At 71.2% G+C, this 21,101-nt stretch carries 25 protein-coding genes; 12 read left to right on the forward strand and 13 right to left on the reverse strand.

The window, feature by feature from the left end; translation table 11 throughout:
- Positions 1-255: 255 nt before the first annotated feature.
- Positions 256-1,443 (forward strand): alkaline phosphatase family protein, encoded by a 1,188-nt coding sequence (locus ACFRFH_RS02505; RefSeq protein ID WP_382461433.1) that lies wholly within the window; start codon positions 256-258, stop codon positions 1,441-1,443.
- A 13-nt stretch (positions 1,444-1,456) separates the two neighbouring features.
- Here the strand turns inward: ACFRFH_RS02505 and ACFRFH_RS02510 are convergent, their stop codons facing one another.
- Both ACFRFH_RS02510 and ACFRFH_RS02515 read right to left on the reverse strand, forming a co-directional pair.
- On the reverse strand, positions 1,457-2,050 hold the full coding sequence (locus ACFRFH_RS02510) for an N-acetyltransferase (protein ID WP_382461434.1): 594 nt from the start codon (positions 2,048-2,050) through the stop codon (positions 1,457-1,459).
- Positions 2,051-2,054: 4 nt separating this feature from the next.
- Positions 2,055-2,741 carry a GNAT family N-acetyltransferase gene (locus tag ACFRFH_RS02515; RefSeq protein ID WP_382461435.1) on the reverse strand — a complete coding sequence of 229 codons (687 nt, stop codon included), beginning with the start codon at positions 2,739-2,741 and terminating at the stop codon, positions 2,055-2,057.
- A gap of 89 nt (positions 2,742-2,830) precedes the next feature.
- On the opposite strand from ACFRFH_RS02515, the gene ACFRFH_RS02520 reads away from it, so the two are divergent.
- Positions 2,831-3,790: a diacylglycerol/lipid kinase family protein gene (locus ACFRFH_RS02520; RefSeq protein ID WP_382461436.1), complete on the forward strand. Its 960-nt coding sequence runs from the start codon at positions 2,831-2,833 to the stop codon at positions 3,788-3,790.
- Positions 3,791-3,928: 138 nt separating this feature from the next.
- On the opposite strand, the gene ACFRFH_RS02525 is transcribed toward ACFRFH_RS02520, so the two are convergent.
- Positions 3,929-4,321, reverse strand: a complete 393-nt coding sequence (locus ACFRFH_RS02525; protein WP_382461437.1) for an SHOCT domain-containing protein — start codon at positions 4,319-4,321, stop codon at positions 3,929-3,931.
- Positions 4,322-4,639: 318 nt separating this feature from the next.
- On the opposite strand from ACFRFH_RS02525, the gene ACFRFH_RS02530 reads away from it, so the two are divergent.
- Positions 4,640-5,077, forward strand: a complete 438-nt coding sequence (locus tag ACFRFH_RS02530) for a VOC family protein (RefSeq protein ID WP_382461438.1) — start codon at positions 4,640-4,642, stop codon at positions 5,075-5,077.
- A 212-nt stretch (positions 5,078-5,289) separates the two neighbouring features.
- Here ACFRFH_RS02530 and ACFRFH_RS02535 read toward each other — a convergent pair whose 3' ends face one another.
- Entirely contained in the window at positions 5,290-5,724 is a 435-nt protein-coding gene (locus ACFRFH_RS02535; protein WP_382461439.1) for a 4-oxalocrotonate tautomerase family protein, read from the reverse strand.
- Between the two features lie 90 nt (positions 5,725-5,814).
- Here ACFRFH_RS02535 and ACFRFH_RS02540 point away from each other — a divergent pair, with 90 nt between their 5' ends.
- A complete protein-coding gene (locus ACFRFH_RS02540; RefSeq protein ID WP_382461440.1) occupies positions 5,815-6,387 on the forward strand; it encodes a TetR/AcrR family transcriptional regulator in 573 nt (190 codons plus the stop codon).
- A 7-nt stretch (positions 6,388-6,394) separates the two neighbouring features.
- Here ACFRFH_RS02540 and ACFRFH_RS02545 read toward each other — a convergent pair whose 3' ends face one another.
- From ACFRFH_RS02545 to ACFRFH_RS02560, 4 genes are all read right to left on the reverse strand, one after another.
- Positions 6,395-7,345, reverse strand: coding sequence for a nucleoside hydrolase (locus ACFRFH_RS02545; RefSeq protein WP_382461441.1), 951 nt, complete (start codon positions 7,343-7,345; stop codon positions 6,395-6,397).
- A 105-nt stretch (positions 7,346-7,450) separates the two neighbouring features.
- Positions 7,451-8,386 (reverse strand): ribokinase, encoded by a 936-nt coding sequence (locus tag ACFRFH_RS02550; protein ID WP_382461442.1) that lies wholly within the window; start codon positions 8,384-8,386, stop codon positions 7,451-7,453.
- Positions 8,383-9,816 (reverse strand): MFS transporter, encoded by a 1,434-nt coding sequence (locus ACFRFH_RS02555; RefSeq protein ID WP_382461443.1) that lies wholly within the window; start codon positions 9,814-9,816, stop codon positions 8,383-8,385. Before ACFRFH_RS02555 ends, ACFRFH_RS02550 begins: the two co-directional genes overlap by 4 nt.
- On the reverse strand, positions 9,813-10,763 hold the full coding sequence (locus ACFRFH_RS02560) for a nucleoside hydrolase (protein ID WP_382461444.1): 951 nt from the start codon (positions 10,761-10,763) through the stop codon (positions 9,813-9,815). Before ACFRFH_RS02560 ends, ACFRFH_RS02555 begins: the two co-directional genes overlap by 4 nt.
- A 100-nt stretch (positions 10,764-10,863) precedes the next feature.
- On the opposite strand from ACFRFH_RS02560, the gene ACFRFH_RS02565 reads away from it, so the two are divergent.
- From ACFRFH_RS02565 to ACFRFH_RS02580, 4 genes are all read left to right on the forward strand, one after another.
- Positions 10,864-11,886, forward strand: a complete 1,023-nt coding sequence (locus ACFRFH_RS02565) for a LacI family DNA-binding transcriptional regulator (RefSeq protein ID WP_382461445.1) — start codon at positions 10,864-10,866, stop codon at positions 11,884-11,886.
- A 66-nt stretch (positions 11,887-11,952) separates the two neighbouring features.
- On the forward strand, positions 11,953-12,093 hold the full coding sequence (locus ACFRFH_RS02570; RefSeq protein ID WP_382461446.1) for a hypothetical protein: 141 nt from the start codon (positions 11,953-11,955) through the stop codon (positions 12,091-12,093).
- Positions 12,094-12,099: 6 nt separating this feature from the next.
- Positions 12,100-12,381, forward strand: coding sequence for a hypothetical protein (locus ACFRFH_RS02575; RefSeq protein WP_382461447.1), 282 nt, complete (start codon positions 12,100-12,102; stop codon positions 12,379-12,381).
- The gene (locus tag ACFRFH_RS02580) at positions 12,378-12,659 is read left to right on the forward strand and encodes a hypothetical protein (protein WP_382461448.1); all 282 of its coding nucleotides are present in this window, start codon (positions 12,378-12,380) and stop codon (positions 12,657-12,659) included. Before ACFRFH_RS02575 ends, ACFRFH_RS02580 begins: the two co-directional genes overlap by 4 nt.
- A 7-nt stretch (positions 12,660-12,666) precedes the next feature.
- Here ACFRFH_RS02580 and ACFRFH_RS02585 read toward each other — a convergent pair whose 3' ends face one another.
- The 3 genes from ACFRFH_RS02585 to ACFRFH_RS02595 are packed head-to-tail and all read right to left on the reverse strand — an operon-like array spanning position 12,667 to position 14,055.
- Positions 12,667-13,485, reverse strand: coding sequence for a DUF1206 domain-containing protein (locus tag ACFRFH_RS02585; protein ID WP_382461449.1), 819 nt, complete (start codon positions 13,483-13,485; stop codon positions 12,667-12,669).
- Positions 13,486-13,507: 22 nt separating this feature from the next.
- Positions 13,508-13,738, reverse strand: coding sequence for a hypothetical protein (locus tag ACFRFH_RS02590; protein ID WP_382461450.1), 231 nt, complete (start codon positions 13,736-13,738; stop codon positions 13,508-13,510).
- Positions 13,735-14,055 carry a hypothetical protein gene (locus tag ACFRFH_RS02595; protein ID WP_382461451.1) on the reverse strand — a complete coding sequence of 107 codons (321 nt, stop codon included), beginning with the start codon at positions 14,053-14,055 and terminating at the stop codon, positions 13,735-13,737. The genes ACFRFH_RS02590 and ACFRFH_RS02595 overlap by 4 nt, the downstream gene beginning before the upstream one ends.
- Positions 14,056-14,241: 186 nt before the next feature.
- Between ACFRFH_RS02595 and ACFRFH_RS02600 the strand changes: the two genes are divergently transcribed.
- The 3 genes from ACFRFH_RS02600 to ACFRFH_RS02610 all read left to right on the forward strand — a co-directional run bounded on the left by ACFRFH_RS02600 (position 14,242) and on the right by ACFRFH_RS02610 (position 17,328).
- Complete coding sequence (locus ACFRFH_RS02600; protein WP_382461452.1) at positions 14,242-14,769, forward strand: MarR family winged helix-turn-helix transcriptional regulator; 528 nt, start codon at positions 14,242-14,244, stop codon at positions 14,767-14,769.
- A gap of 243 nt (positions 14,770-15,012) precedes the next feature.
- On the forward strand, positions 15,013-15,564 hold the full coding sequence (locus tag ACFRFH_RS02605; RefSeq protein ID WP_382461453.1) for an RNA polymerase sigma factor: 552 nt from the start codon (positions 15,013-15,015) through the stop codon (positions 15,562-15,564).
- A 147-nt stretch (positions 15,565-15,711) separates the two neighbouring features.
- Positions 15,712-17,328 carry a glucoamylase family protein gene (locus ACFRFH_RS02610; RefSeq protein ID WP_382461454.1) on the forward strand — a complete coding sequence of 539 codons (1,617 nt, stop codon included), beginning with the start codon at positions 15,712-15,714 and terminating at the stop codon, positions 17,326-17,328.
- Positions 17,329-17,409: 81 nt separating this feature from the next.
- Here ACFRFH_RS02610 and ACFRFH_RS02615 read toward each other — a convergent pair whose 3' ends face one another.
- Positions 17,410-18,219, reverse strand: coding sequence for a hypothetical protein (locus ACFRFH_RS02615; protein ID WP_382461455.1), 810 nt, complete (start codon positions 18,217-18,219; stop codon positions 17,410-17,412).
- Positions 18,220-18,448: 229 nt separating this feature from the next.
- Between ACFRFH_RS02615 and ACFRFH_RS02620 the strand changes: the two genes are divergently transcribed.
- The gene (locus tag ACFRFH_RS02620) at positions 18,449-19,552 is read left to right on the forward strand and encodes a hypothetical protein (protein ID WP_382461456.1); all 1,104 of its coding nucleotides are present in this window, start codon (positions 18,449-18,451) and stop codon (positions 19,550-19,552) included.
- Between the two features lie 78 nt (positions 19,553-19,630).
- Here the strand turns inward: ACFRFH_RS02620 and ACFRFH_RS02625 are convergent, their stop codons facing one another.
- Positions 19,631-20,887: a hypothetical protein gene (locus ACFRFH_RS02625; RefSeq protein ID WP_382461457.1), complete on the reverse strand. Its 1,257-nt coding sequence runs from the start codon at positions 20,885-20,887 to the stop codon at positions 19,631-19,633.
- Positions 20,888-21,101: the final 214 nt, after the last annotated feature.

Genomic DNA, 21,101 nt, shown 5'->3' on the forward strand with positions numbered 1-21,101 from the left:
CTCAGCAGACTTCGCGTTCACGAGAATCATGCCCGTCCGCACTATCTAGAGCTAGTAGCCGCCGAGGGTGACACTGCGGACGCTCGCTGCGGCGCACCATCGAGCCAGGTGTGGGGGCTGGCGTCGGTGACCGGCGAGGACGACGGGGCGGTGGGGATGACGGGGATGCTGCGATGAGAGCGGATCCGCAGCCACCGTAACGGGTTTCTCCATCCCCTCTGGCGTGTCGCCCACCCGCGTGCTTCGGTGGGACGCATGGCAGCGGTGAAGCGCGTGATCGTCTTTATCCAGGAGAACAAGACAACCGACTTCTACTTCCCCTCGCTCGCGGAGTGGGGCGCCGAGGTCGCGAACAACGGGAACCTGCGCACCAGCGCCCCCGACTTCGACCAACCACACGACCGGAACGCGTGGGTGCACTGGGCGATGGGCGACTATCCCGCCGAGCCGATGCAGCTCGACAACGACCAGGTCATCCCCTATTACAGCTGGCTCGCCAAGACCTTCGTGTTCAGCGACCACCACTTCGGCTCCGGGTCGAACTCGACCCCCGGCCACATGCTGGCCGTCGGCGGCCAGATGCCGACGCTCAAGAACCCGCCGTTCGTCGGCGCCCACCCGGTGTGGGACCTGCCCTCGATCTTCAGCGTCGCCCAGAAGGCCGGCGTGAGCTGGGGCGCGTTCCCCGATCAGGACGGGTACCCGGTCAAGTTCTACACGACGACGTCCACGGCGCCGGGGTCGAGCGAGGTGTTCCCGCCGTCGCAGTTCATCCCGATGGCGAAGGGCGGGACGCTGCCGGACGTCTGCTACGTCTGGTCCCCCGCGGGCTTCGACGAGCACCCGCCGGCGACGCCCGCGCCCGACTACGTGACCAAGGGCCAGGGCCTGGTCTGGCAGCGCGTCCAGGCGGTGATCGACGGCGACGGCTGGGACGAGACGGTCTTCATCCTCACCTGGGACGACTGGGGAGGCTACGCCGACTCGGTCCCGACGCCCGCGATCGAGACCGCTCCGGACGCGCTGCACCCGGACGGCTTCCAGGTCATCGGGGGCTCGCGCATCCCGCTGCTCATGTTCGGCGGTGCTGTCAGCCAGGCGATCGACCCGGAGTGGCACTCGCACGCCTCCATCCCGAAGACCATCTGCGACCTGCTCGGCCTCGGCACGTTCGGGGTGCCGCGCGTGGATGACGCGCCCTCGCTCGCGCACCTGGTGCAGCCGGGGCTCGGGAGGCCGGTACCGCCGGCTCCCGGCAGCACGATCACGCAGCCGACCCCGCCGAGCCCGCGGCCGACGCCGGTGGCACCCAAGCCGTGGCCGGGGCCGTTGGGGCAGCCGCTGCCTGCATTGGTGACGCTCGACGGGAGGACGGTGCCGGCGCCGATCGACGGGAAGGTGAACCCGAAGCCACCGAAGGCGCCGGTCGCGCCGCCGGCGTGAAGCGGCGATCGCGCTAGCTGTACGCCAGGAACCGCCCCGGCTTCCCCGGCTCGACATACTCGAACCGGCGCACAAGCCCCGCCCCCTCGAGCAGCCCCACCTGCTGCGCGAACGGCTCGCTAGCGACGAAAACCGTCCGCTCGACCGCCCACTCCTCCGCGAACCAGGCGCGCAGCGCGGCGAGCAGGCGGGCGTCCAGCCCGTCCGCCATCCGCGAGCGGCGCACCCAGAAGAACACGACCGCCTCCACGTCCTCCCACGCGGCGTCGCCGAGCGCCGTCACCGTCGACTCCGCCAGGAACGTCGCCCTCGTGTCGAACACGTACACGCACCCCAGGCACTCGCTGTCGCCCGGGTCGCGCACGGTGTAGGTGAAGGCCTTGTGCTCGCGGTGCCGCCGCTCCAGGCCGGCCAGGTCCTCCCGGTTCGCCGCGACGGTGAAGTCGTCGGCCGGCCAGGAGGACTGCTCCCACAGCCGCAGATCGTCGCGCGTCTCCATCAGGGCCGCGTGGTCGTCCGGCGCGTCGTCCGCGGTGATCGGGCGCAGGGTGAGCTCCGCCGTCCGCAGCCCGGACGGGATCCGCACGGCCGGGTCGGTCAGCCGCACGCGGTCACCCCGCCGTCCGGCAGACCAGCACGGTCATCCGCTTCCGCCGGGTGAACCCCAACCGCTCGTACAGCGCGACCGCCCGCTCGTTCACGGTCTCGACATGCAGAAACGGGCGCTCGCCGCGGTCGAGGATGCCGCGCATGACGGCGAGCATGACCTGGACCGCGAAGCCCCGCCCGCGCCACTCCGGGTCGGAGCAGACCGCGCTGACCTCGCACCAGCCGTCCGGGCGCATCCGCTGGCCGGCCATCGCCGCGAGCCGGTCCCCGACGCGGACGCCGTGGTAGCCGCCGAAGTCGATCGTGCGCGGGAGGAACGGGCCCGGCCTGGTGCGCTCGACCAGGTCCAGCGCCTCCGCGACGTCGCCCTCCCCGAGCGGGACGAGGCGCGCGTCGTCCCCGAGCGCGGGCGACGCGGGGAGGTCGGCGCCCTCGAACACGTATTGGTAGCAGTCGTACCCGGCGACGGCCTCCCAGCCCTCCGGCGCCGCGTCGGCGAACACGCCCAGCGTGGCGCCCGGCCCGACGAGGGCGGCCAGGCGGCCCCAGTCCGCGTCGCTGCCCCGGTCGGCGACCGACGCGAACGGGGACATGTCCTCCGGGTAACGGCGCGCCCGGTCGTCCCCGACGGCGAGAGCCGCGTGAGGACCGGTGAGGGCGTTCCAGGCGGGGTCGTCGAGCACATGCATCCACTCAGCCTCGCACACGCCGGCCCTGGGAGGCGTACTGTCTGGGGCAGCGTCGCGCCGCCCGAGCACGACGCGCGAAAGGGAGACGGATGAGCAGGGCCGCGATCGTGGTCAACCCGGTGAAAACCGATCCGGAACGGCTGCGGGAGGCCCTCGCGGCCGCCGAGCGCCGACACGGCTGGGAGGACACCCTCTGGCTGGAGACGACGGAGGACGACCCGGGCACGGGCCAGACCCGCCAAGCGCTGGAACACGGCGTGGACGTGGTGATCGCGGCCGGCGGCGACGGCACCGTGCGCACGGTCGCCGAGGAGCTGCGCGGCGGCGACACCGCCCTGGCGCTGCTGCCTTCCGGCACGGGCAACCTCCTCGCCCGCAACCTCTCGCTGACCCTGGACGACGTCGAGCACGCTCTCGACACCGCGTTCGACGGCGCCGACCGGGCCATCGACGTCGGCCTCGCCGAGCTGCGCGGCGGCCACGACGGCACCGAGCGCCGCGCCTTCCTGGTCATGGCCGGGCTCGGGATCGACGCCAAGATGATCGCGGCGACCGACGACGACCTCAAGGCCAAGGCGGGATGGGTCGCGTACGTGGAGGCGATGGGCCGGGTGCTGCGCGACAAGAACGAGCTCCGCCTGCGGTACCAGCTCGACGGTGGCAACACGCACACCTTGCGCGCGCACACGGTCATGGTCGGCAACTGCGGGTCGCTGCAGGCGGACATCATGCTCCTCCCGGACGCGGCGGTGGACGACGGCATCCTCGACATCGTGGTGCTCCGGCCGGAGAGCATCATGGGCTGGGCCCGCATCGTCGTCAAGATCTTCTGGGAGAACGGCGTGCTGCGCCGCACCAGCGTCGGCCGCCGCTTCATGCGCGACGACCGCGAGGTGCACGCGATGAACTACCTGAAGGGCAAGGAGATCGTGCTGACCTCCAGCCGCCCGGAGCAGGTCGAACTGGACGGCGACCTCTTCGGCGAGGTGACCTCGATACGCGTCCGCGTCGACCCCGGCGCCCTGCGGGTACGCGTTCCGCGCGACTGAGCGGCGCCCGCCCCGATGACGCGGGCGGCGGACGGACGTATGCTGATGGTCCCCGTAGCTACGGGTATGGGGAAAACACGCCAGAGCCCGGCCGAGCGATCGGTCGGGCTCTGGTGCGTTCGGGCCACTCGTCCGGGACTAGGCGGCCCCGCTGAGCGCCTTGGCCTTGAGCGACTCGAACTCCGCCGGCGTGATCGTGCCGGCGTCGAGGAGCTGCTTGCCCGACTCGATCTCCGCGGCGGGTGAGGACGTCCCCGTCCCCGCCACGGAACGGATGTAGTCGGCGGAGGCGGCCTGGGCTTGCATCGAGCCCGCCGCGCTGCGCTGCGCCATCCGACCGCCCCGGGCGATCAGGTAGATGAAGGCGGCGAGGAAGGGCACGATCACGAGGAAGATGCACCAGAGCGCCTTGGCCCAGCCGTTGAGCTCCGGGTCGCGGAAGAGGTCGATGAACACCCGGATGAAGATCGTGATGCAGACGAACACCAGGTAGAACCAGAACGACCAGACGAGGAAATCCCAGAAAGTCATCGCGACTCCGTTCGGTTTGACGAGTGCGATCATCGCCTCGTGTGGCCGAACGGTACGACGCCGCGACCCGGCTCGGCAAGAGGTCAATCCGGCCGCGGAGGCAGTGCGAAAACCCGCTGTTGCCAAGTGCACGTTTTGGAGGCATCATGCAGCCGAAGGCACCACCGCGAGCAAACGAGTCGAGCGACGATGCCTGACCTGAGTTCGCGCGCGACCGCCGGATTCCCGCTGTTACGGGGGTTTCCGCGGAAGCACCGGGGTCGCGCGCGAGCGTCACGCCGAGCGCGCGCCGACGGATGGGTGGGTACCATGCGACGCATGCCCATCACCCTCGACAACGTCGGCATCGCCGTCCGCGACCTGGAGGCGGCGATCGCCTTCTTCACCGACCTCGGACTGGAGGTCGTGGGCCGCGACACGGTCAGCGGCGAGTGGACGGACACCGCGGTCGGACTCGACGGCAACCACGCGAACATCGCGCTGCTGCAGACGCCGGGCGGCCAGGGCCGGCTGGAGCTGTTCGAGTACCTCCACCCCGCCGCGATCGAGACCGAGCCGACCCTCCCGAACGAGATCGGCATGCACCGCGTCGCGTTCCAGGTCGACGACATCGACGCTGCCCTGGAGGTCGCCGCCGCGCACGGCTGCCACCCGCTCCGCGGCGTGGCCAACTACCGCGACATCTACAAGCTGACCTACCTCCGCGGCCCCAGCGGCATCCTCGTCATGCTCGCCCAGGACCTCACGAAGGACTGAGACGTGGGTAATAGCGGGGATCGGCCGGGCGAGTGCCGCGCGTTATCACGGCGGGGGGGGGAGTTGGCCGCGGGGGGGGCGGCGGTGTGGGGGGGGGGGGCGCCCCCCCGCGCCACCATCTACTGGCCCCCCCCGCACCCAACCAAGCACGCCTCGGTTATTATTGCGGGAACCGGGCGGCCCTATCCCCGCTATTACCCACGTCTGGTCGGTCAGTTGCCCGCTTGGAGGGCGGCGATCTGGGCTCGGGCGGCAGCCACCAGCTCCTCGTTCGTGTTGGCGTGGCCGGCGAGGCCCCAGCCGCCTTCGACGGCCTCGGTGAGGAGGACCCAGGTGCGCTCGGTGAGGGTGGGGTCGCCCGCGGCCTCCGCGACGATGGCGGTGAACTGCTCGACCACGGCGAGCTGCTTCAGCCGGTCGAGCGCGCCCGCGTTGGTGAGCACCTGCACGCGCACGTAGTTCGAGTCCCCGTCGACGTTGGAGAGCGCACCGTCGGGGAGCTCGTGGACGAAGGCGGCGGTGTTCTTGCGGAACATCGGGATGTCGGGCACCTGCTCGATCACCTTGAGGGTGTCGGCGAGGGTCCTGGCGAGCGCGTGCGGGTCGGCGAACGTGCCGGCCGTCGCATAGACGTCGATCATGGGCATGGGACTCATCTCCTCGGTTCCGGGGTGGCGGGTCCAGTGTGGATTATGATGAGCGTCATAGTCAAGGCTTCTCGACAGAAAGGTCCACGGATGGTCTCCGACGCGAAGGCGCGCATGATCGAGGGCGCGGCCCGGCTGCTGGCCGAGAAGGGCCTCCAGGAGACGTCGTTCTCCGAGGTGGTCGCCCTCACCGGCGCGCCGCGCGGGTCGATCTACCACCACTTCCCCGGCGGCAAGGCGAGCCTGGTCGCCCAGGCGCTCGACCTGCAGCGCGCGAGGTCGATCGCAGTCATCGAGTCGGCGCGCGGGCTGCCCGCCGTGGAGGTCGCGGCGACGTTCCTGGACGCCTGGCGACGGCTCCTGCTGGCGTCGCACTTCACGATCGGCTGCTCGGCGGTCGCCGTCGCTGTGGCCGCGGATTCCGACGACCTCCTCCAGCAGTCCGGCGCTGTGTTCCGGGGCTGGGCCGACCTCCTCGCCGAGCTGCTGACGCTGGGCGGCGTGCCGGCCGGTGCTGCGGACGGCGCGGCAGTGATGCTCGTGGCCGGCAGCGAGGGCGGTGTCATCCTCAGCAGGGCGCAGTCCAGCATCGAGCCGTTCGAGGCGGTGGCGGAGCAGCTGATCGCGCAGGTGCGGGGGCTCAGCGAGCCGGGCGGCGACTGACCCTACGTCAGAATCGGCCGAGCACCCGCTCCAGGAGGTGCGGCGCGAGGTCCGGCTCGGTCCGCAGCACGACGCGCACATGCGCCCCGGGCCGGTCGACGGGCCCGGGGCGCTGCCCGCGCAGGTCGCAGATCGTCTGGCCACGGCCGGGCCCGTCCGTCGCGTCGACCTCCACCGGGACGGCCGGCGCGAGCACAGCGCGGACGCCGCCGACGGCGAGCGCTGCCGCCAGCGGGTCGTGCAGGGCGCTGCTGCGGCGGCCGAACTCGGTGACGTAGAAGTCGAAGTAGTGGTCCAGCATCCGCCCGACCGCGCTCGCCAGCCGGCCGCCCTCCTCCACCAGCCGGACCCGGTCGGACTCCTCGAGCACGTTGTCCATCGTGGAGTCCAACGGCACGAGGACGATCGGCCACTCGGCGGCGATCACTACGCGTGCCGCCTCCGCGTCGTTGCCGATGTTCGCCTCGGCGACCGGCGTGATGTTGCCGGGGACGAGCGCGGCGCCGCCCATGATGGTGACCTTCGCGATCCGGCCGGGGAGCGCCGGGTCGCGCTCCAGGGCGCGGGCGAGGTTGGTGAGCGGCCCGACGGCGAGGATCTCGAGGGCGCCGTCGTGCTCGTGCGACAGGCGCAGCAGCATGTCGGCCGCGTCCTCGGCGACGGGGACCGCCGTGGCGGCCGGGAGGTCCAGGCCGCCGAGCCCGTTGGCGCCGTGCACCTGCGGCGCGCCGCCGTGGAATGTCCCGGCGATCGGGTGGTGCTCACCGACCGCCACCGGCAGGTCCCGGCCGGCCAGCGCCAGCAGGCGCAGCGTGTTGTCGGCCGCCTGCGCCGCGCTGACGTTGCCGCTGACCGTGCCGATGCCGCCGATGGCGACCTCGGGGGAGCCGAGCAGATACGCGAGGGCGAGTGCGTCGTCGACGCCGGTGTCGCAGTCGAAATAGAGAGGAACGGCCATCACAGGATTCTCCCCCATCCACGCCTCAGCACCCGCCGAAGGGCACGTAAACGCCCCTAAAACGGCGTTTTAGGGGCGTTTACGTGCCCTTCGGCGGTGAGCGGGTCAGGCGTCGGGGGCGCGGTCCGTGAGGAACGTCGCGAGCTGCGCGGGGTCCGGGTAGGACGCCTGCGCGCCGGGATGCGCGGCCGCGTAGCCGCCGACGCCGACCGCGAACCGTGCGGCGTCCACCAGTGCGTCGCCCTCCGCCAGCCGGACGAGCAGCGACCCCATGAAGGCGTCGCCCGCGCCCGTCGTGTCGACGGCCGTGATCCGCACCGCGGCGACGTGCGCGGGGGCCGCGTCGCCGTCCACGATCAGGCAGCCGTCCGCCCCGCGGGTGACGACCGCGCGGGCGATCCCGAGCGCGGCGAGCCTGTCGCGCACGGCGGCAGGGTCGGACGCGACCGCGCCCTCCGCCAGGCCGAGCAGCGCCTCCGCCTCCCCCTCGTTGACGAGCAGGACGTCAGCGAGCGGGACGAGGTCGCGCGCGGCCTCCCCGAACGGCGACGGGTTGAGCACGACGGTCGCGCCGGCCGCGCGGGCGCGTTCGGCGGCGGCCCGCACGGTCGCAGCGGGCACCTCCAGGCAGAGGCCGAGCACGGCCGCGCCGTCGAAGACGCCGTCCGGAAGGTCGTCCGGGACGAGCGTGCCGTTGGCGCCGGCGGAGACCACGATCGTGTTCTCGCCGTCCGCGTCCACGGTGATGAGCGCCGTACCGGTCGCCACGCTGTCCCGGACGGTGACCCGGGATGTGTCCACTCCGGCCGCGGCCACGGCCGAGCGCAGCAGCTCGCCGTTGGCGTCCGCCCCGACCGCACCCACCATCGCGACGTCGCCGCCGATCCGGCCGGCGGCCACGGCCTGGTTGGCGCCCTTGCCGCCGGCGCCGATCAGCAGGTCGCCTCCGGAGACGGTCTCGCCCGCACGGGGGAACCGGTCGGTGCGCACGACCAGGTCGGCGTTCAGCGAGCCGACGACGATGATCCTGCCCGTGCTCATCGCACGGCCTCCTGCGCCACCTCGGCCGAGGCGGGACGCGGGATCAGGAACGACACGGCGAGCGCCGCTGCCGTGATGACAGCACCGAGGATCATCCCCGCAGAGTATCCGGTCGTCGAGTGCCCCGTCGCGCCTGTCGCGATCTGGATCGCGGGCAGCAGCGCGAAGCTCAGGCCGGCGCCGAGGTTGAACGCGCCCGCGTTCAGCCCGGGCAGGAACCCGGGATTGGCGGCGGGCGAGAGCACGATGCCCAGCCCGTTCAGCATGATGTTCGCGATGCCCGCATACGTGATCCCGAGCAGCACGGTGGCGGCGATCAGCACGGGGAGCGAGTGCACGCCCACGAACGCCATGATCAGCGTGCCGATCACGCTGCCGGTCAGGCCGATCCGCAGGATGCGTCGGTAGCCGAGCGTCGGAGCCAGGCGCCCGGCGAGCGGGCCGACCACCCAGCCGACCAGCGCGTACGGGGTGAGGAAGGCGAGCGAGGCGAGGTCGGGCGCCATCCCGAACCCGGCGTCCGGGTTCTGCGCGATGGAGGTCACCAGACCGTTGACGACGGCGAAGACGCCGGTCATCGTCAGCAGCGTGGTGAGCAGCAGCGCCCAGGTGGACCGCGGCTTGAGCAGCGGGGTCGGGATGAGCGGCTCCCTCCGGCGGTTCTCGATCGCCCAGAACGCGGCGAACGCGAGCCCGGCGACCAGCAGCGCCCCGATCACGAGCGGCCAGTTGGCGGCGCCGAGCTTGCCCGCCTCGTTGAGGCCGGTCAGCAGCGCGGCGAGCGAGAGGGCCAGCGGGAGCACGCCCCACCAGTCCATCCGCACGCCGGCGGACGGCCGGGAGTCGCCGGCCCAGGCGGCGAGCATGACCACGGCGACGACCGTGACGGCGGCGATCACCCAGAAGACCGAGCGGAAGCCGAACGCCGTCGCAAGCCAGCCGCCCGCGATCGCGTCGATGCCGGCGATGCCGCCGTTGACGGCGGTGAGGAGGCCCATCGCGGCGCCGTAGCGGCGCGGGTCGGAGATCTCCGAGCGCAGCATGAGCAGGCAGATCGGGACGACCGGGCCGGCGACGCCTTGCACGATGCGGCCGACGAAGAGCATCTCCACGTTGACGGCGAGCGCGGCGACGATGCTTCCGGCGAACATCACCACGAGCATCCCGAGGAGGACGCGCTTGCGGCCGGCGATGTCACTGAGGCGCGGGAGGAACAGCGAGAACACCGCGGCGACCGTGAAGAACAGGGTCTGCGACAGGCCGATGGTGGCGTCGTCGCTGTGCAGCTCGCGCGCCATCGTCACGAGGACGGGGCTGAGCATGCTCGCGTTGAGCTGGAACGCGACGCACGCGGCGAGCAGGGCCGCGGTGAGGGCGGCGATGCGGACCGGGCGGCCGGTCGGCGTGGAGGTGGCGACGGGGGCGGTCATGCGACGGCCTCCGGGTCGCCGATGCGCTCGAGCGCGTCCACCACGAGACCCCAGAAGCGCTCGCGGTCGATCTCGAGGGCGGCCCAGGTCACGCAGTCGTCCGGCACCGGCCCGCGGCGGTCGGCCACGGTCATGCCGGTGGTCAGGCGCCCCTGGGTCTCGATGGCGATCGGCATCCGCTCGGCGCGCACGATCGTGGGGTCGATCACGTAGGCGACCGCGCACGGGTCGTGGACGGGCGGGCTGTCGAAGCCCTGTGCCTCCGAGTAGGTCTGCCCGAAGAAGTCGAGCAGCTCGCCGACGAAGCGCGCAGGGGCGGTGCCGACCGCGGCGATGCTCTCGCGCACCTCCGGGGTGGCGAGCGCCTGATGCGTCAGATCGAGGCCGACCATGACGACCTTCCAGCCGGCGCTGAAGACGATGTCCGCGGCCTCCGGGTCGATGACGATGTTGAACTCGGCGACCGGGCTCCAGTTGCCGACGTGGACGCCGCCGCCCATCAGGACGACCTGCTTGACGCGCTCCACGATCCGCGGCTCGCGACGGATCGCGAGCGCGATGTTGGTCAGCGCGCCGGTCGGGACGAGCGTGACGGTGCCCGGCTCGTGGGCCATCACCGTCTCCACGATGAGGTCGACCGCGTGCCGCGCGTCGAGCTCGATCAGCGGCTCCGGGAGGACGGGGCCGTCGAGGCCGGATTCGCCGTGGATGGTCGGCGCGACCTCGATCGGGCGCACCAGCGGGCGGTCGGCGCCTGCCGCGAACGGGACGCCGGCGATCCCGGCGACGCGCGCGACGGACAGCGCGTTGCGGGTGACCTTGTCGAGGGTCTGGTTGCCGGCGACGGTCGTCACGGCGAGCAGTTCGATCTCCGGGTTTCCGTGGGCGAGCATGAGCGCGATCGCGTCGTCGTGACCGGGATCGCAGTCGAGGATGATCTTCTCCATCGGGTGGAGCCTCCGCTTCTTCGGGGAACGTAAAACGTTTGACACGATAAACCTAAAGCGCTTTACGCGCAACCGGAGCCGCCCTCGGTATCATGGGCGGGTGTCGACGCCGCCCCCTCCCCCGCCGCGCAAGCGGGTGACCGCGGCGATGGTCGCGGAGCGCGCGGGCACGAGCATCGCGGCCGTGTCCCTCGTGGTCAACGGCAAGCAGGCCGGGCGCATCTCGGACGAGAACGCGGAGCGCGTGCGCGCCGCCGTGCGGGAGCTCGGCTACGTGGTCGACAGCACCGCGAGCGCGCTGGCCCGCGGCACGAGCGACGTCGTCGTGCTGCTCGCCCCCGACCTCCCGAACCCGTTCTTCGGCCGCGTCATCAACGCGGTGCAGGAGACCCTCGGCGCGCGCTTCCAGCTCCTGCTTTTCGCGTCGCCGACCGGCGAGCAGCCGACCGTCGCCGACGTCCACCGGCTCGCCGCGCTGCGACCGGCCGGCCTGCTCGTGTCGGCTCCGACGGTGGAGTTCCTGGACGATGCGCCCGCGGGGGTCCCGCTCGTCCTGCTGGACGCCCCCGGCCTCCAGGACCGCGCCCCGACGGTCAACTACAACCTCGCCTCCGGCGTCCGCGCGCTGATCGCGCACCTCGCCGAGCGCGGTCACACCACGATCGGCTACCTCGACGGCTCCACCCCGGCCGCGACCTACGAGCTGCGCCGCACCCTGCTGGAGGCGGAGGCCGGGCGGCGCGGGATGACGCTGCTCACCACGCCGCAGGTCCGCAGCCGCCCGGACATCGCCGAGGCGATGGCCGCGACCGAGGCCGCCCTCCCCGAATGGCGGGCCGCTGGCGCCACCGCGGTGATCGCGGCCTCCGACACTCTCGCCCACGGCGTGCTCGCCGCGGCCGCGCGGGCGGGCCTGCGGGTTCCGGAGGACATCGCGGTCGCCGGGTTCGACGACCTCCCCGCCTCCTCCGTCACGGCCCCGGCGCTGACCAGCGTCGCCCTCCCCGGCTACCTGCTCGGCTCGGTCGCGGCACGCCTCCTGCTGTCGCTCATCGAGGGCGGCGACGCACCCGAGATCCACGAGCTCCCGGCCGAGCTCGTCGTCCGGGCGTCGACCGGCTGACGGCACGCGTCATACTCCCCGGATCCGGCGCTCTCTCAGGGGCGTCCGCGACACGAGGAGACAACGATGACGACACACGACGGCCCCTGGGCCGAAGGAACCCCGAGCCGGGCCGACCTCCAGGTCGACGACCCGCAAGCGGCGCGCGGCTTCTACGCGGACGAGACCTTCGGCGTCATCGACCTGTCCCGGCGCCAGGGCGCCTGAACGGAGATGGCCGAGTCCCATCCCGACCCGCTGGCGGCGCCGCGCGACAGCGTGACCTTCCAGGTGTCCGCGGCGCTCCGAGCGCGCGCACGCGAGACCTACCGGAGGACGGCCGCGGCCGAGGACGACACGTCCTGGGCGCACTTCCTCGCGAAGGCCGTCCTCCGGGAGGTCGAGCGACGCGAAGAGTTGCACAACGCGGGAGGCCGCTACCCGGTCGCCGACGTGCGGCTGCGGCCCGGTCGCGGCAGCCGGAGGCGCTTCAGCCGGCCGGGCGCCGACGCATGACCGGGAGCCCTGTCCGCGCCCTCCTGTCCCGGTTCGCCGGCCGCGACGCCGCGAGGATCGCCGATCCCTCCTCCGCGGAGGCGGCGGCCGCCCGTCCGCACGATCCCGGCAGACCGGCCGAGGTCGAGCGTGGCGGGTCGCACTTCTGGGCCTCCTGCGCGGCGTGTCCGTGGGAGGGCGACGATCGCCGCATCCACTTCGACGCCGAAGCCGACGCCGCGCAGCACAACGACCGGGTGCACCTCCCGCAGACCGCCGGCCGGCACGGAGACGGCTGACGACGGCTCAGAACCGCGCCAGCCAGGCCCGCGCCATGTTGTACACGCCTGACGCGATGAGCCCGAGGCCCAGCACGACGATGGCGATGCCGCCGAACGGGAGCTGCTGCAGCGCGGTCAGGCCGCCCGCGAGGCCCGTCGCGGTCGCGGGCTGAGCGCTGATCGCCGCGAGGATGAAGGCGACGCCCGCGAGGGCGACCACGACGCCCTTCGCGATGTAGCCCACCATGCCGAGGACCACGATCGCGTGCCCGGCGGCGCCGGTCGGCACCTCGATGTCCCGCCGGAACCGGCGCCGGATGCCCTTGACGACGAAGTAGCAGCCGACCGCGACGGTCACCAGGCCGAGCACGCCCAGCCCGAGCTGGCCTGCCGGCGACGCGAGGATGCCCGCGCTGACCTCCCGGGTCGTCGCGCTGGCGTGCGTCGGATGGCCGTCGGCGAAGGCGAGCGCCGTGAAGCCCAGCACGGCGTAGGCGACGGCCTTGCTCACATGCATGGCGCGCGCGACCCAGCGGTCGGCCGCCGACCCGGCCCTGACCAGCACGGCCTCGGTCAGGAGCCAGAGCGCGAGGGCGAACAGTCCGATGGCGGAGATCCACAGCACGATGAAGCCGCCCGGGATCTTCGTCACCTCCTCCAGCGCCCCGGTCTGGTCGGGCTCCCCCGCGTGCGCGGCGCCGAGCTGGATGGCCAGGCCGCCGAGCAGCAACTGGATGAGCCCGCTCGCGGCGAACCCGCCGCGTGCCGGGATCTCGAGCAGCTTGCTGTCGCCCGCCGTGCGGGCGGCCTTCCGGAGCTGCGCCTTGCCCTCCGCGGTGCTCATCGGGTGAACGCTCTGCTCATGGCTACTCGGCCTCCTGGACGCTGCGCAGCACCGTCCAGCCGTCGCCGGGGGTGATGCCGAGCTCGCCGTCGCCCTCCGGGGAGTGGGCGAAGAACACCGCGGAGCCCGGCTGCTCGCCGGGACCGCCGTACGTGGAGAGCAGGTCGTCGCCCGCCGGCGAACGGAGCACGTAGGCGCGTTTCGGGAGGAGTTCGCTCCAATCGGTCACGACCTCCTCTGCATCGTCGGTCATGCGCGTCGCAGCCACCCGAAGAGTCCCGTCTTCTGCGGCCGGAACCAGTTCGCGTAGACGGCGAGCTTGGCCTCGGCGAGAGTGGTGAACTCACCGAGGGTCCGTCCGTCGCCCGCCGACGCGGTGCAGCCGGTGTTCGTCTGATCGATCATGCCGAGGTAGGCGGACGGGGTCTCTGCGACCCAGAGCCCGGCGACCGGCTGACGCCAGGCGAGGTGCTCGCTCTGGCCGGGCGCTGCGGCCGGGCGGAGGCTCCGGCGCACCCTCGTCTCGGAGCGCTGCTGAAGCGGTCGTGCCGCCTTGACCGCGATCGTCATGGCATTCCCTTCGGCCGGATGTGGTGCTGTGAGCGATGAAGTACCTAGAGCTTCTAGCTGATCGACGGTCTCAGCAAGTTTTGCCCGGGGGGTTGATTCGCACCCTTCGAACTGCTAGTGGCGTGGCAATCGAACATCTAGAAGCTCATGTAGCTAGACACACTAGCGATCAGTTAGCATCTGTGCATGACGACGGACAGCACGAGTCCGGCGCCCCACCACTGGTACAGCGCCGAGACGGATCGCGAGCGGGCGATCGAGGTACTGGAACACCTGCGCGCGTACGGCGCCGCCGACAGCGCGATGCAACGCCGGTCCGAGAAGGCCATGGGGATGAACGAGAACGACATCTCCGCACTCCGCTACCTGCTCAGGGCGCGCGAGCAGGGGATGACGGTCGGGCCGCGCGAGCTCGCCGAGTACCTGGGCATCCAGAGCTCGTCCGTCACCGTGCTCCTCGACCGCCTCGAGAAGTCCGGCCACATCCGCCGGGTCCCCAGCCCGTTCGACCGCCGAGCGCTGATCATCGTGCCGACGGTCCCGACCGACCAGCTCCAGCGCGCCATCCTCGGCGACGTCCGCGAGGAGCTGGTCGAGGTCGCGTCCGGCCTGACGCCGGAGGACGCGGAGACCGTCGTGGGATTCATCGGCCGCCTCCGCGACGCGGTCGACCGGATCGAGACTCCGGGCGGCGGGCGGGGCTCGGCGAACTGACGCCGCGGCGGCGCGGATAGCCCTGTCCGAAAACGGCCACCGGACTGTCCCTGAGCGGCTTTCGAGCGCGCGAGCACGGAAATAGGTTCTTTCCATCCCGTAGCCGCCCGCCCCGCGGAGCATCCGATCCGGACCCCGATCCGGACTCCGATCCGGACCCCTCCGCACCGGAGGGCGGCCCTCTCCCGAATCGTCGGGGCGGCCTCCCTTCGTCATGCCTGGCCGTCCCCGGAAGGAACCGCCATGCGCCCGCACGCAGACACCACCGTCGACGACGACCTCGTCGCCCGCAGCCGAGAAGGCGACACCGCGTCGTTCGCCGAGCTCTGGCGCCGCCACTCCGACGCCGGGCGCCGGTTCGCGGCCACCGTCACCTCCGCCTTCGACGCCGACGACCTGGTGGCGGAGGCGTTCGCCCGGATCTTCCGGGCGCTCCGAAACGGCAACGGTCCCGTCCGGGGCTTCCGCGCCTACCTCTACACCACGATCCGCAACGCGGCCGCCGCCTGGGGGTCCGCCCGGCAGGAGGTCGCCGTCGAGGACCCGGGCGAGTACCGGGACGAGCCGTGGACCGACGACCACCAGGACGTGGTCTGGGAGCGGTCGCGCGTCGCCGCCGCGCTCGGCGCGTTGCCGGAGCGGTGGCGGAGCGCCCTCTGGTACAGCGAGGTGGAGCAGCTCACCTCGACGGAGGTCGCCGGCGTGCTGGGCATCTCACCGAACGCGGCCGCCGCCCTGACCTACCGCGCGCGCGAGGGACTGCGCCGCGCGTGGGTCGCCCAGCTCGCCGCCTGACCGGCTCGGCCGGGCCTTCCGGATCTGGTCTCCCCAGGGTCTTGCGCGATCGAATGTATGCGCATACGGTGCGCGAGGTGATCGCTCTGCGGGAGTGCGTTCCCGCGCGAGCAGTTGTCGACGATGACACGAAACGGAGACCGTCCCATGACCAGACCCCATCCGCCGCGGCGTTCACGCCGCACCACCGCGATCGTGAGGGCCGGCGCAGCAGCCGTGCTCGCGGTCGCGTCGCTCGCGACCGCGCAGACCGCGTTCGCGACGACGGCGCCCGGCACACCGAGCGCAGGTGCCCAGGGCATGCAGGGGATGAGCGCCCAGGCGCCGCTCACCGCCGCCCAGAAGGCGAGCCTCCTCCAGGTCGCCAAGGACACCTGGGCGTTCTTCCAGAAGGACACCGACCCGGTGACACACCTCCCGCTCGACAACCTCGGGCCGGGTGCCACCAGGGGCCAGTACACCTCTGCCGCGAACATCGGCACCTACCTGGAGGCCGTCGTCTCCGCCGGTGACCTCGGCATCATCAAGCGGCCGCAGGAGCGCGCGCTGATCTCCTCCACGCTCGACACCGTGGCCACCCTGCAGCGCTCGCACGGCTTCCTGTTCCAGTGGTACGACACCACGAACGGGCACACCATCCTGAACCCGGGCGCCGCCGACTGCTCCACCGAGACCACCCCGAAGCAGGACAACTGCTCGTTCCTCTCGGCGGTCGACAACGGCTGGTACGCGTCCGGCCTGATGGTCGCGCGCCAGGCACTCCCCGAGCTCCGCACGCAGATCGACGCGCTCATCTCCCCGATGGACTTCTCGATCTTCTACGACAACCGGGCGCAGACCGCGTGCAACACCAACCCGGACATCGCGGGCAACCAGCCGACCGGCCAGATGTACGGCGGCTATTACGCCGGCCAGGGCCCGGCCGGCTACCACAACGGCGCGCTCTACAGTGACCCGCGCATCGCGATGTACATCGGGATGGGCCTCCACCAGATGCCCGGCGACGTCTGGTGGCGCACCTGGCGCACCCTCCCGCCGAAGCAGTGCGCCACGGATCCGGACTTCTCGTGGCAGGGCCAGTGGCCCGTCGGCGGCGCCTGGCAGAAGTACACCGACCCGCAGAGCGGCAAGGTCTTCAACGTCTGGGAGGGCCACTACACCTACCCGGGAACGTCGATGACCTTCCTCCCGACCTGGGGCGGCGGGATGTTCGAGGCGATGCTCGCGAACGAGATCGTCCCGGAGACCACCTGGGGCCAGAACGGTTTCGGCCTCGCGGACGTCCGCACGGCGCAGGTGCAGGAGAAGTACGCCACCCAGACCCTCGGCTACCCGGTCTGGGGCATGTCGCCGTCGAGCACCGCTGACGACACCGGCGGCTACGGCATCTACGGCGCCACCGGCCAGAAGTTCCCGGCCGGCCAGGCGCTCGCCCAGTGCCCGGGCTGCTCGACGGAGGACGTGGTCACCCCGCACGCCTCCTTCACGGCGCTCGGTGTGATCCCGCAGGACGCGTACGCGAACATCCAGAAGCTGCGCACGCTCTACCCGGGCATCTACACCCAGGACGGCGGCTTCTACGACGCGGTCAACCCGGTCTCCGGCTCGATCGGCCACCGCCGCCTCGTGCTCGACCAGTCGATGATCATGATGTCGCTCGACAACGCCCTCCAGAACGGCGCCATCCGCCAGCACTTCGCGGACGACCCCGCGTCGTGGGCGGCGAAGACGTATCTGGGGATGGAGACGATGACGCTGAAGTAGTCAGCTCCCGGCACACCGGACGCCCGGACACCGCCTGTGTGGCGGTGGCCGGGCGTCCGTGCGTTCGGGGCCGGATCGCGCTCAGGCGCGGACGCGCTCGTCCTCGTCGAGGCCTGCCGCGTCCAGGGCCGGCGTGCGGTCCCGGCCGCTCACCGTCAGGTACACCACGAGCGCCAGGATCGCCGCGAGGAAGATCAGACTGGTCATGACTGTCCCGAGGCCGAGGCCGCCGTCCGAGGTCGGCTGCGAGAGCAGGTCGCCCAGCGAGGCGCCGAGCGGGCGGGTGAGCACGTACGCGATCCAGAACGCCACGATCGCCCCGAGCCGGAACACGCGGTGCGCGACAGCGACCAGTGCGATCGCGACGGCGAACACGACGACCGACACCAGGTAGCCCAGGTCGAGCTGCTCGGCCACGAGGTCTCCGGCGGCCGTGCCGAGCGCGAAGGTGAACAACACCGCCAGCCAGTAGAACGCCTCACGGCGCCTGGTGACGATGTCGTGGATCGACAGCGTGCGCTCCACGCCGTACCAGACCGCGAACGTGGCGATCAGCGCGACCGCGAACACGCAGGTCGAGACCACCAGCGGCACACCGAGGCCGTCGGTCAGGTTGTCGGTGATGAGGGTGCCGACGATGCTGATGAGCACCACGGTCAGCCAGTAGACCGCGGGGATGTAGCGGCGGCTCCGGAACTGCACCACGAACACGACCAAGAAGACCGCGGCCATTACGACCGAGGTGAGCTGGGTGCCCAGGTGGAGGCTGGAGGACAGCAGATCGGCCGCGGTCTCACCCACGGTCGTGGCCAGGATCTTGATCGCCCAGAACGAGGCGGTGGGCTCCGGGACTTTGTTCTCGCGGACGGCGGGATGGTTCGGCTCGGTCATAGGACTCCCTTTCGGAGGTTGGATCGACTGATCGGGTCGGACCTCTCGAACGCTAGGGACGGCCGTCCAAGGCCGCACTAAGAATCGTTCCGGCGCACCCCTGAACCTCTGAGCTTCCTCAGCCGCGTTTCCCACCTGTTCACCCGATGGGGGCCCTCGCGTTGGGGACACCCTGCCTACCGTGGAGGCGTCTCCCCCGGACACCGCCATGCCCTCGAAAGGATCCCCCATGCCGTTCCCCGCGCTCACGCGAACGCGCGCCTGCCTCCTCGTCGCCGGACTCGCCGCGACCACCGCCGTCGCCGGCGCCGCGCTCCCCGCCGCGGCCTCCCCGTCGCCCGCGCCGGCGCACGCGGCGTTCTCGGTTCGCTCGTTCCCCGCCGTCGGCGCCGAGACCGGACCGGACGACATCACGCGCCTCGGCGACTCGATCTACGTCACCTTCCAGAACGGCGTCGGCCCGATGGGCGAGGCCGCTCCGTCGGGTGCGACCGCCTCGACGATCCAGCAGTACAGCCTCGCCGGCGTCCCCGGCCGGTCGTGGTCGGTCACCGGCAAGGTGGACGGCCTCACCGCCGACCCGGAGCACCACCGGCTGCTGCTGACGGCCAACGAGGACGGCGACTCCAGCTTCCTCACCCTCGACCCGGCGCGCTCCTCCGCCGCGACCCGCTACACCTACCAGGGCCTCACGCACGGCGGCGGCACGGACGCGATCTCGGTCTCGCACGGCTCCATCCTCGTGAGCGCCTCCAACCCGACCGTCCCGAACGGACCGGCCGCCTACCGGGTGGCTCTGCAGGGCGGGAACGCGGTGCTCAGCCCTGTGCTGTTCGACAACAGCGTCGGCACCAGCGCCAACGCGGCCACCGCCGGGAAGCCGGTCCAGCTCGCCCTCACCGACCCGGACTCCAACACGATCGTGCCGCGCTCCAGCGCCCGCTTCGGCGGCTCGTTCCTGCTCGACGCGCAGGGCGACCAGCAGCTGCTGTTCCTGAACCCGTCCGTCCGGGAGGGTGCGGCCGGACACGGCATCCAGGTGCTCTCGGTCGCCCAGCCGCTCGACGACACCGCCTTCGCGACCGCGTCGCGCCGCACCCTGTGGGCCACGGACCCGACGCACAACGCGATCGACGAGATCACGGGAGCCTTCACGCCGGGCGAGGCCGTCTCGACCGTCACACCGGACAGCGGTCCGACCTCCCTCGCCCGCCTCGGCCTCACCGACGGCTCGCTCACGCCGATCCCGGGCCTCGGCTCGGTGACGCCGAAGGGTCTGCTGTTCACCAGCGGCGCGCACGGTGAGGACCAGGACGAGCAGGGCGACCAGTAGTCGCACCCGACGCTCCTCCTGGCCGGGACATTCTCCGGCCAGGAGGAGCACGACGCGAGTCCCAAGCCTCCCCGAGCCCTAGATCGATGGACACCACGCGAGCTTCGACGGTGGACTCTGTCCCCAACTGGTGAACGACCAGCACTGATCCGGGACCTTCCATCCACGATCGCTGTTCAATGTCGTCATGTTCGTTATCGACGGCCCGGGGAGTGCAGGATCGAAGATGGTGCCCATGCAGTCTGTGGACGCCATGTTCGGAAAGAGAACGCACCCGGCGTCACTGACCGCCTGATAGTTCCCGCTCACTGTGGCCGACGAGCGAGAGCCGAGCGGCGCGGTGATCTGAACCAAGACCGTCTGATTCCCCTCGGCGATCTTCGTAAGCTTCTGCGGGTAGCGCATCCCGATCGCAATCGAGTTCTTGCCGCACGGATCCGATAGGTCGTTGTAGTCCGCGTATGCCCCCACTGCGCCGGCATCGGCTCCGAAAGCCGTCATCAGCGACCACGACCAGTTGTCGTTCACGGCCCAGTTGGCTTCTTTGTAGCCGCCGGCGCAGATGGGCCGAGAGCCGCCTCCATCGCCGTTCGATATGTTGACTTCGATCTCCATGCCCCACCCCTTGGGCAGTGCGGTGGTCGAGTTGCCGAGGGGAGCAACCCACCAGGCACCCTGCACGACCTTCGCCTTCTTTCGGATGTTGTCCGTGTAGGCGTTGATCTCCCCGCTATAGGGCGCCCAGAGTGGATCGCTTCCGCCACGCCCAATTCGAGGCGGCACCGAGTCGGTCGCACTTGCCATCGCCGCAAGCCGTGCCCGGCGTTCGAACATCGCGCCGTGCGCGGCGGACTCGGGCACCACTTCCGGCGCATCCGTGTCGACGGTCGTGAGCCCGCGGCCCCGCGTCCGTGAGTTCGTCTCTTCCGTCGAACGCTCGACGATCACCCCCGTGGCGGCGGGTCGCACACCGTAGTCTTCGACGAAATCGGCGACGAAGTCATCTACCGTCTGACCAGGATCGAGGTAGTACTCTCCGACGACGTCCCCATTGTCGAACCGATAGCCTTTGACGTCTTCGCGGAGCGTTTCCCCGAGCACGACCGCGTCCGTGAGGTCGATGGGATACTCGATCGGCAGGACAGTCGTAGTCGTATCTGGAAGCTGCGGAACAGCGGGCGCCGAAGTCTTGTCGGCTGACGCGGGGAACTGCGCCCCCGTAATACAGATTGTTGCGAAGACGACGGGTATCCCGACGATTGCGCGCCTATTCATGGTGCTGGTCTTACCTTTCTGGCCCTCCTGAGCCGGTAATCGCGAAGGAACAAGACGCATGCGACGACGAGTACCAGCGAGGAGCCGAGTGCTATCCAGTTGAATTCCCACCCCTGGGTGGTGTTTCGCCACAAGCCCGTCGCGTCATCGAGATAGCTGCACTGGTAGTAAAGAGGAAACCCATGTAGACCCGGCCACATGTGCGGTCCGAGTTCAACGTCGGTGGGCGGAGTTTCACGACACACGTCGCTGGGGGCAAATCTCGCCCAGGTGA

Origin of the sequence: Leifsonia sp. NPDC056824, assembly GCF_042789575.1 — a bacterium.
In the GTDB taxonomy this organism is placed as follows: Bacteria; Actinomycetota; Actinomycetes; order Actinomycetales; family Microbacteriaceae; genus Leifsonia.

Bases quoted from the DNA above. Each gene is read 5' to 3' on its own strand.
- ACFRFH_RS02505 (WP_382461433.1), top strand. From the start codon at position 256: ATGGCAGCGGTGAAGCGCGTGATCGTCTTTATCCAGGAGAACAAGACA.
- ACFRFH_RS02515 (WP_382461435.1), bottom strand. From the start codon at position 2,741: ATGCATGTGCTCGACGACCCCGCCTGGAACGCCCTCACCGGTCCTCAC.
- ACFRFH_RS02520 (WP_382461436.1), top strand. From the start codon at position 2,831: ATGAGCAGGGCCGCGATCGTGGTCAACCCGGTGAAAACCGATCCGGAA.
- ACFRFH_RS02525 (WP_382461437.1), bottom strand. From the start codon at position 4,321: ATGACTTTCTGGGATTTCCTCGTCTGGTCGTTCTGGTTCTACCTGGTG.
- ACFRFH_RS02530 (WP_382461438.1), top strand. From the start codon at position 4,640: ATGCCCATCACCCTCGACAACGTCGGCATCGCCGTCCGCGACCTGGAG.
- ACFRFH_RS02535 (WP_382461439.1), bottom strand. From the start codon at position 5,724: ATGCCCATGATCGACGTCTATGCGACGGCCGGCACGTTCGCCGACCCG.
- ACFRFH_RS02540 (WP_382461440.1), top strand. From the start codon at position 5,815: ATGGTCTCCGACGCGAAGGCGCGCATGATCGAGGGCGCGGCCCGGCTG.
- ACFRFH_RS02545 (WP_382461441.1), bottom strand. From the start codon at position 7,345: ATGGCCGTTCCTCTCTATTTCGACTGCGACACCGGCGTCGACGACGCA.
- ACFRFH_RS02550 (WP_382461442.1), bottom strand. From the start codon at position 8,386: ATGAGCACGGGCAGGATCATCGTCGTCGGCTCGCTGAACGCCGACCTG.
- ACFRFH_RS02555 (WP_382461443.1), bottom strand. From the start codon at position 9,816: ATGACCGCCCCCGTCGCCACCTCCACGCCGACCGGCCGCCCGGTCCGC.
- ACFRFH_RS02560 (WP_382461444.1), bottom strand. From the start codon at position 10,763: ATGGAGAAGATCATCCTCGACTGCGATCCCGGTCACGACGACGCGATC.
- ACFRFH_RS02570 (WP_382461446.1), top strand. From the start codon at position 11,953: ATGACGACACACGACGGCCCCTGGGCCGAAGGAACCCCGAGCCGGGCC.
- ACFRFH_RS02575 (WP_382461447.1), top strand. From the start codon at position 12,100: ATGGCCGAGTCCCATCCCGACCCGCTGGCGGCGCCGCGCGACAGCGTG.
- ACFRFH_RS02580 (WP_382461448.1), top strand. From the start codon at position 12,378: ATGACCGGGAGCCCTGTCCGCGCCCTCCTGTCCCGGTTCGCCGGCCGC.
- ACFRFH_RS02585 (WP_382461449.1), bottom strand. From the start codon at position 13,485: ATGAGCACCGCGGAGGGCAAGGCGCAGCTCCGGAAGGCCGCCCGCACG.
- ACFRFH_RS02590 (WP_382461450.1), bottom strand. From the start codon at position 13,738: ATGACCGACGATGCAGAGGAGGTCGTGACCGATTGGAGCGAACTCCTC.
- ACFRFH_RS02595 (WP_382461451.1), bottom strand. From the start codon at position 14,055: ATGACGATCGCGGTCAAGGCGGCACGACCGCTTCAGCAGCGCTCCGAG.
- ACFRFH_RS02600 (WP_382461452.1), top strand. From the start codon at position 14,242: ATGACGACGGACAGCACGAGTCCGGCGCCCCACCACTGGTACAGCGCC.
- ACFRFH_RS02605 (WP_382461453.1), top strand. From the start codon at position 15,013: ATGCGCCCGCACGCAGACACCACCGTCGACGACGACCTCGTCGCCCGC.
- ACFRFH_RS02610 (WP_382461454.1), top strand. From the start codon at position 15,712: ATGACCAGACCCCATCCGCCGCGGCGTTCACGCCGCACCACCGCGATC.
- ACFRFH_RS02615 (WP_382461455.1), bottom strand. From the start codon at position 18,219: ATGACCGAGCCGAACCATCCCGCCGTCCGCGAGAACAAAGTCCCGGAG.
- ACFRFH_RS02620 (WP_382461456.1), top strand. From the start codon at position 18,449: ATGCCGTTCCCCGCGCTCACGCGAACGCGCGCCTGCCTCCTCGTCGCC.
- ACFRFH_RS02625 (WP_382461457.1), bottom strand. From the start codon at position 20,887: ATGCGTCTTGTTCCTTCGCGATTACCGGCTCAGGAGGGCCAGAAAGGT.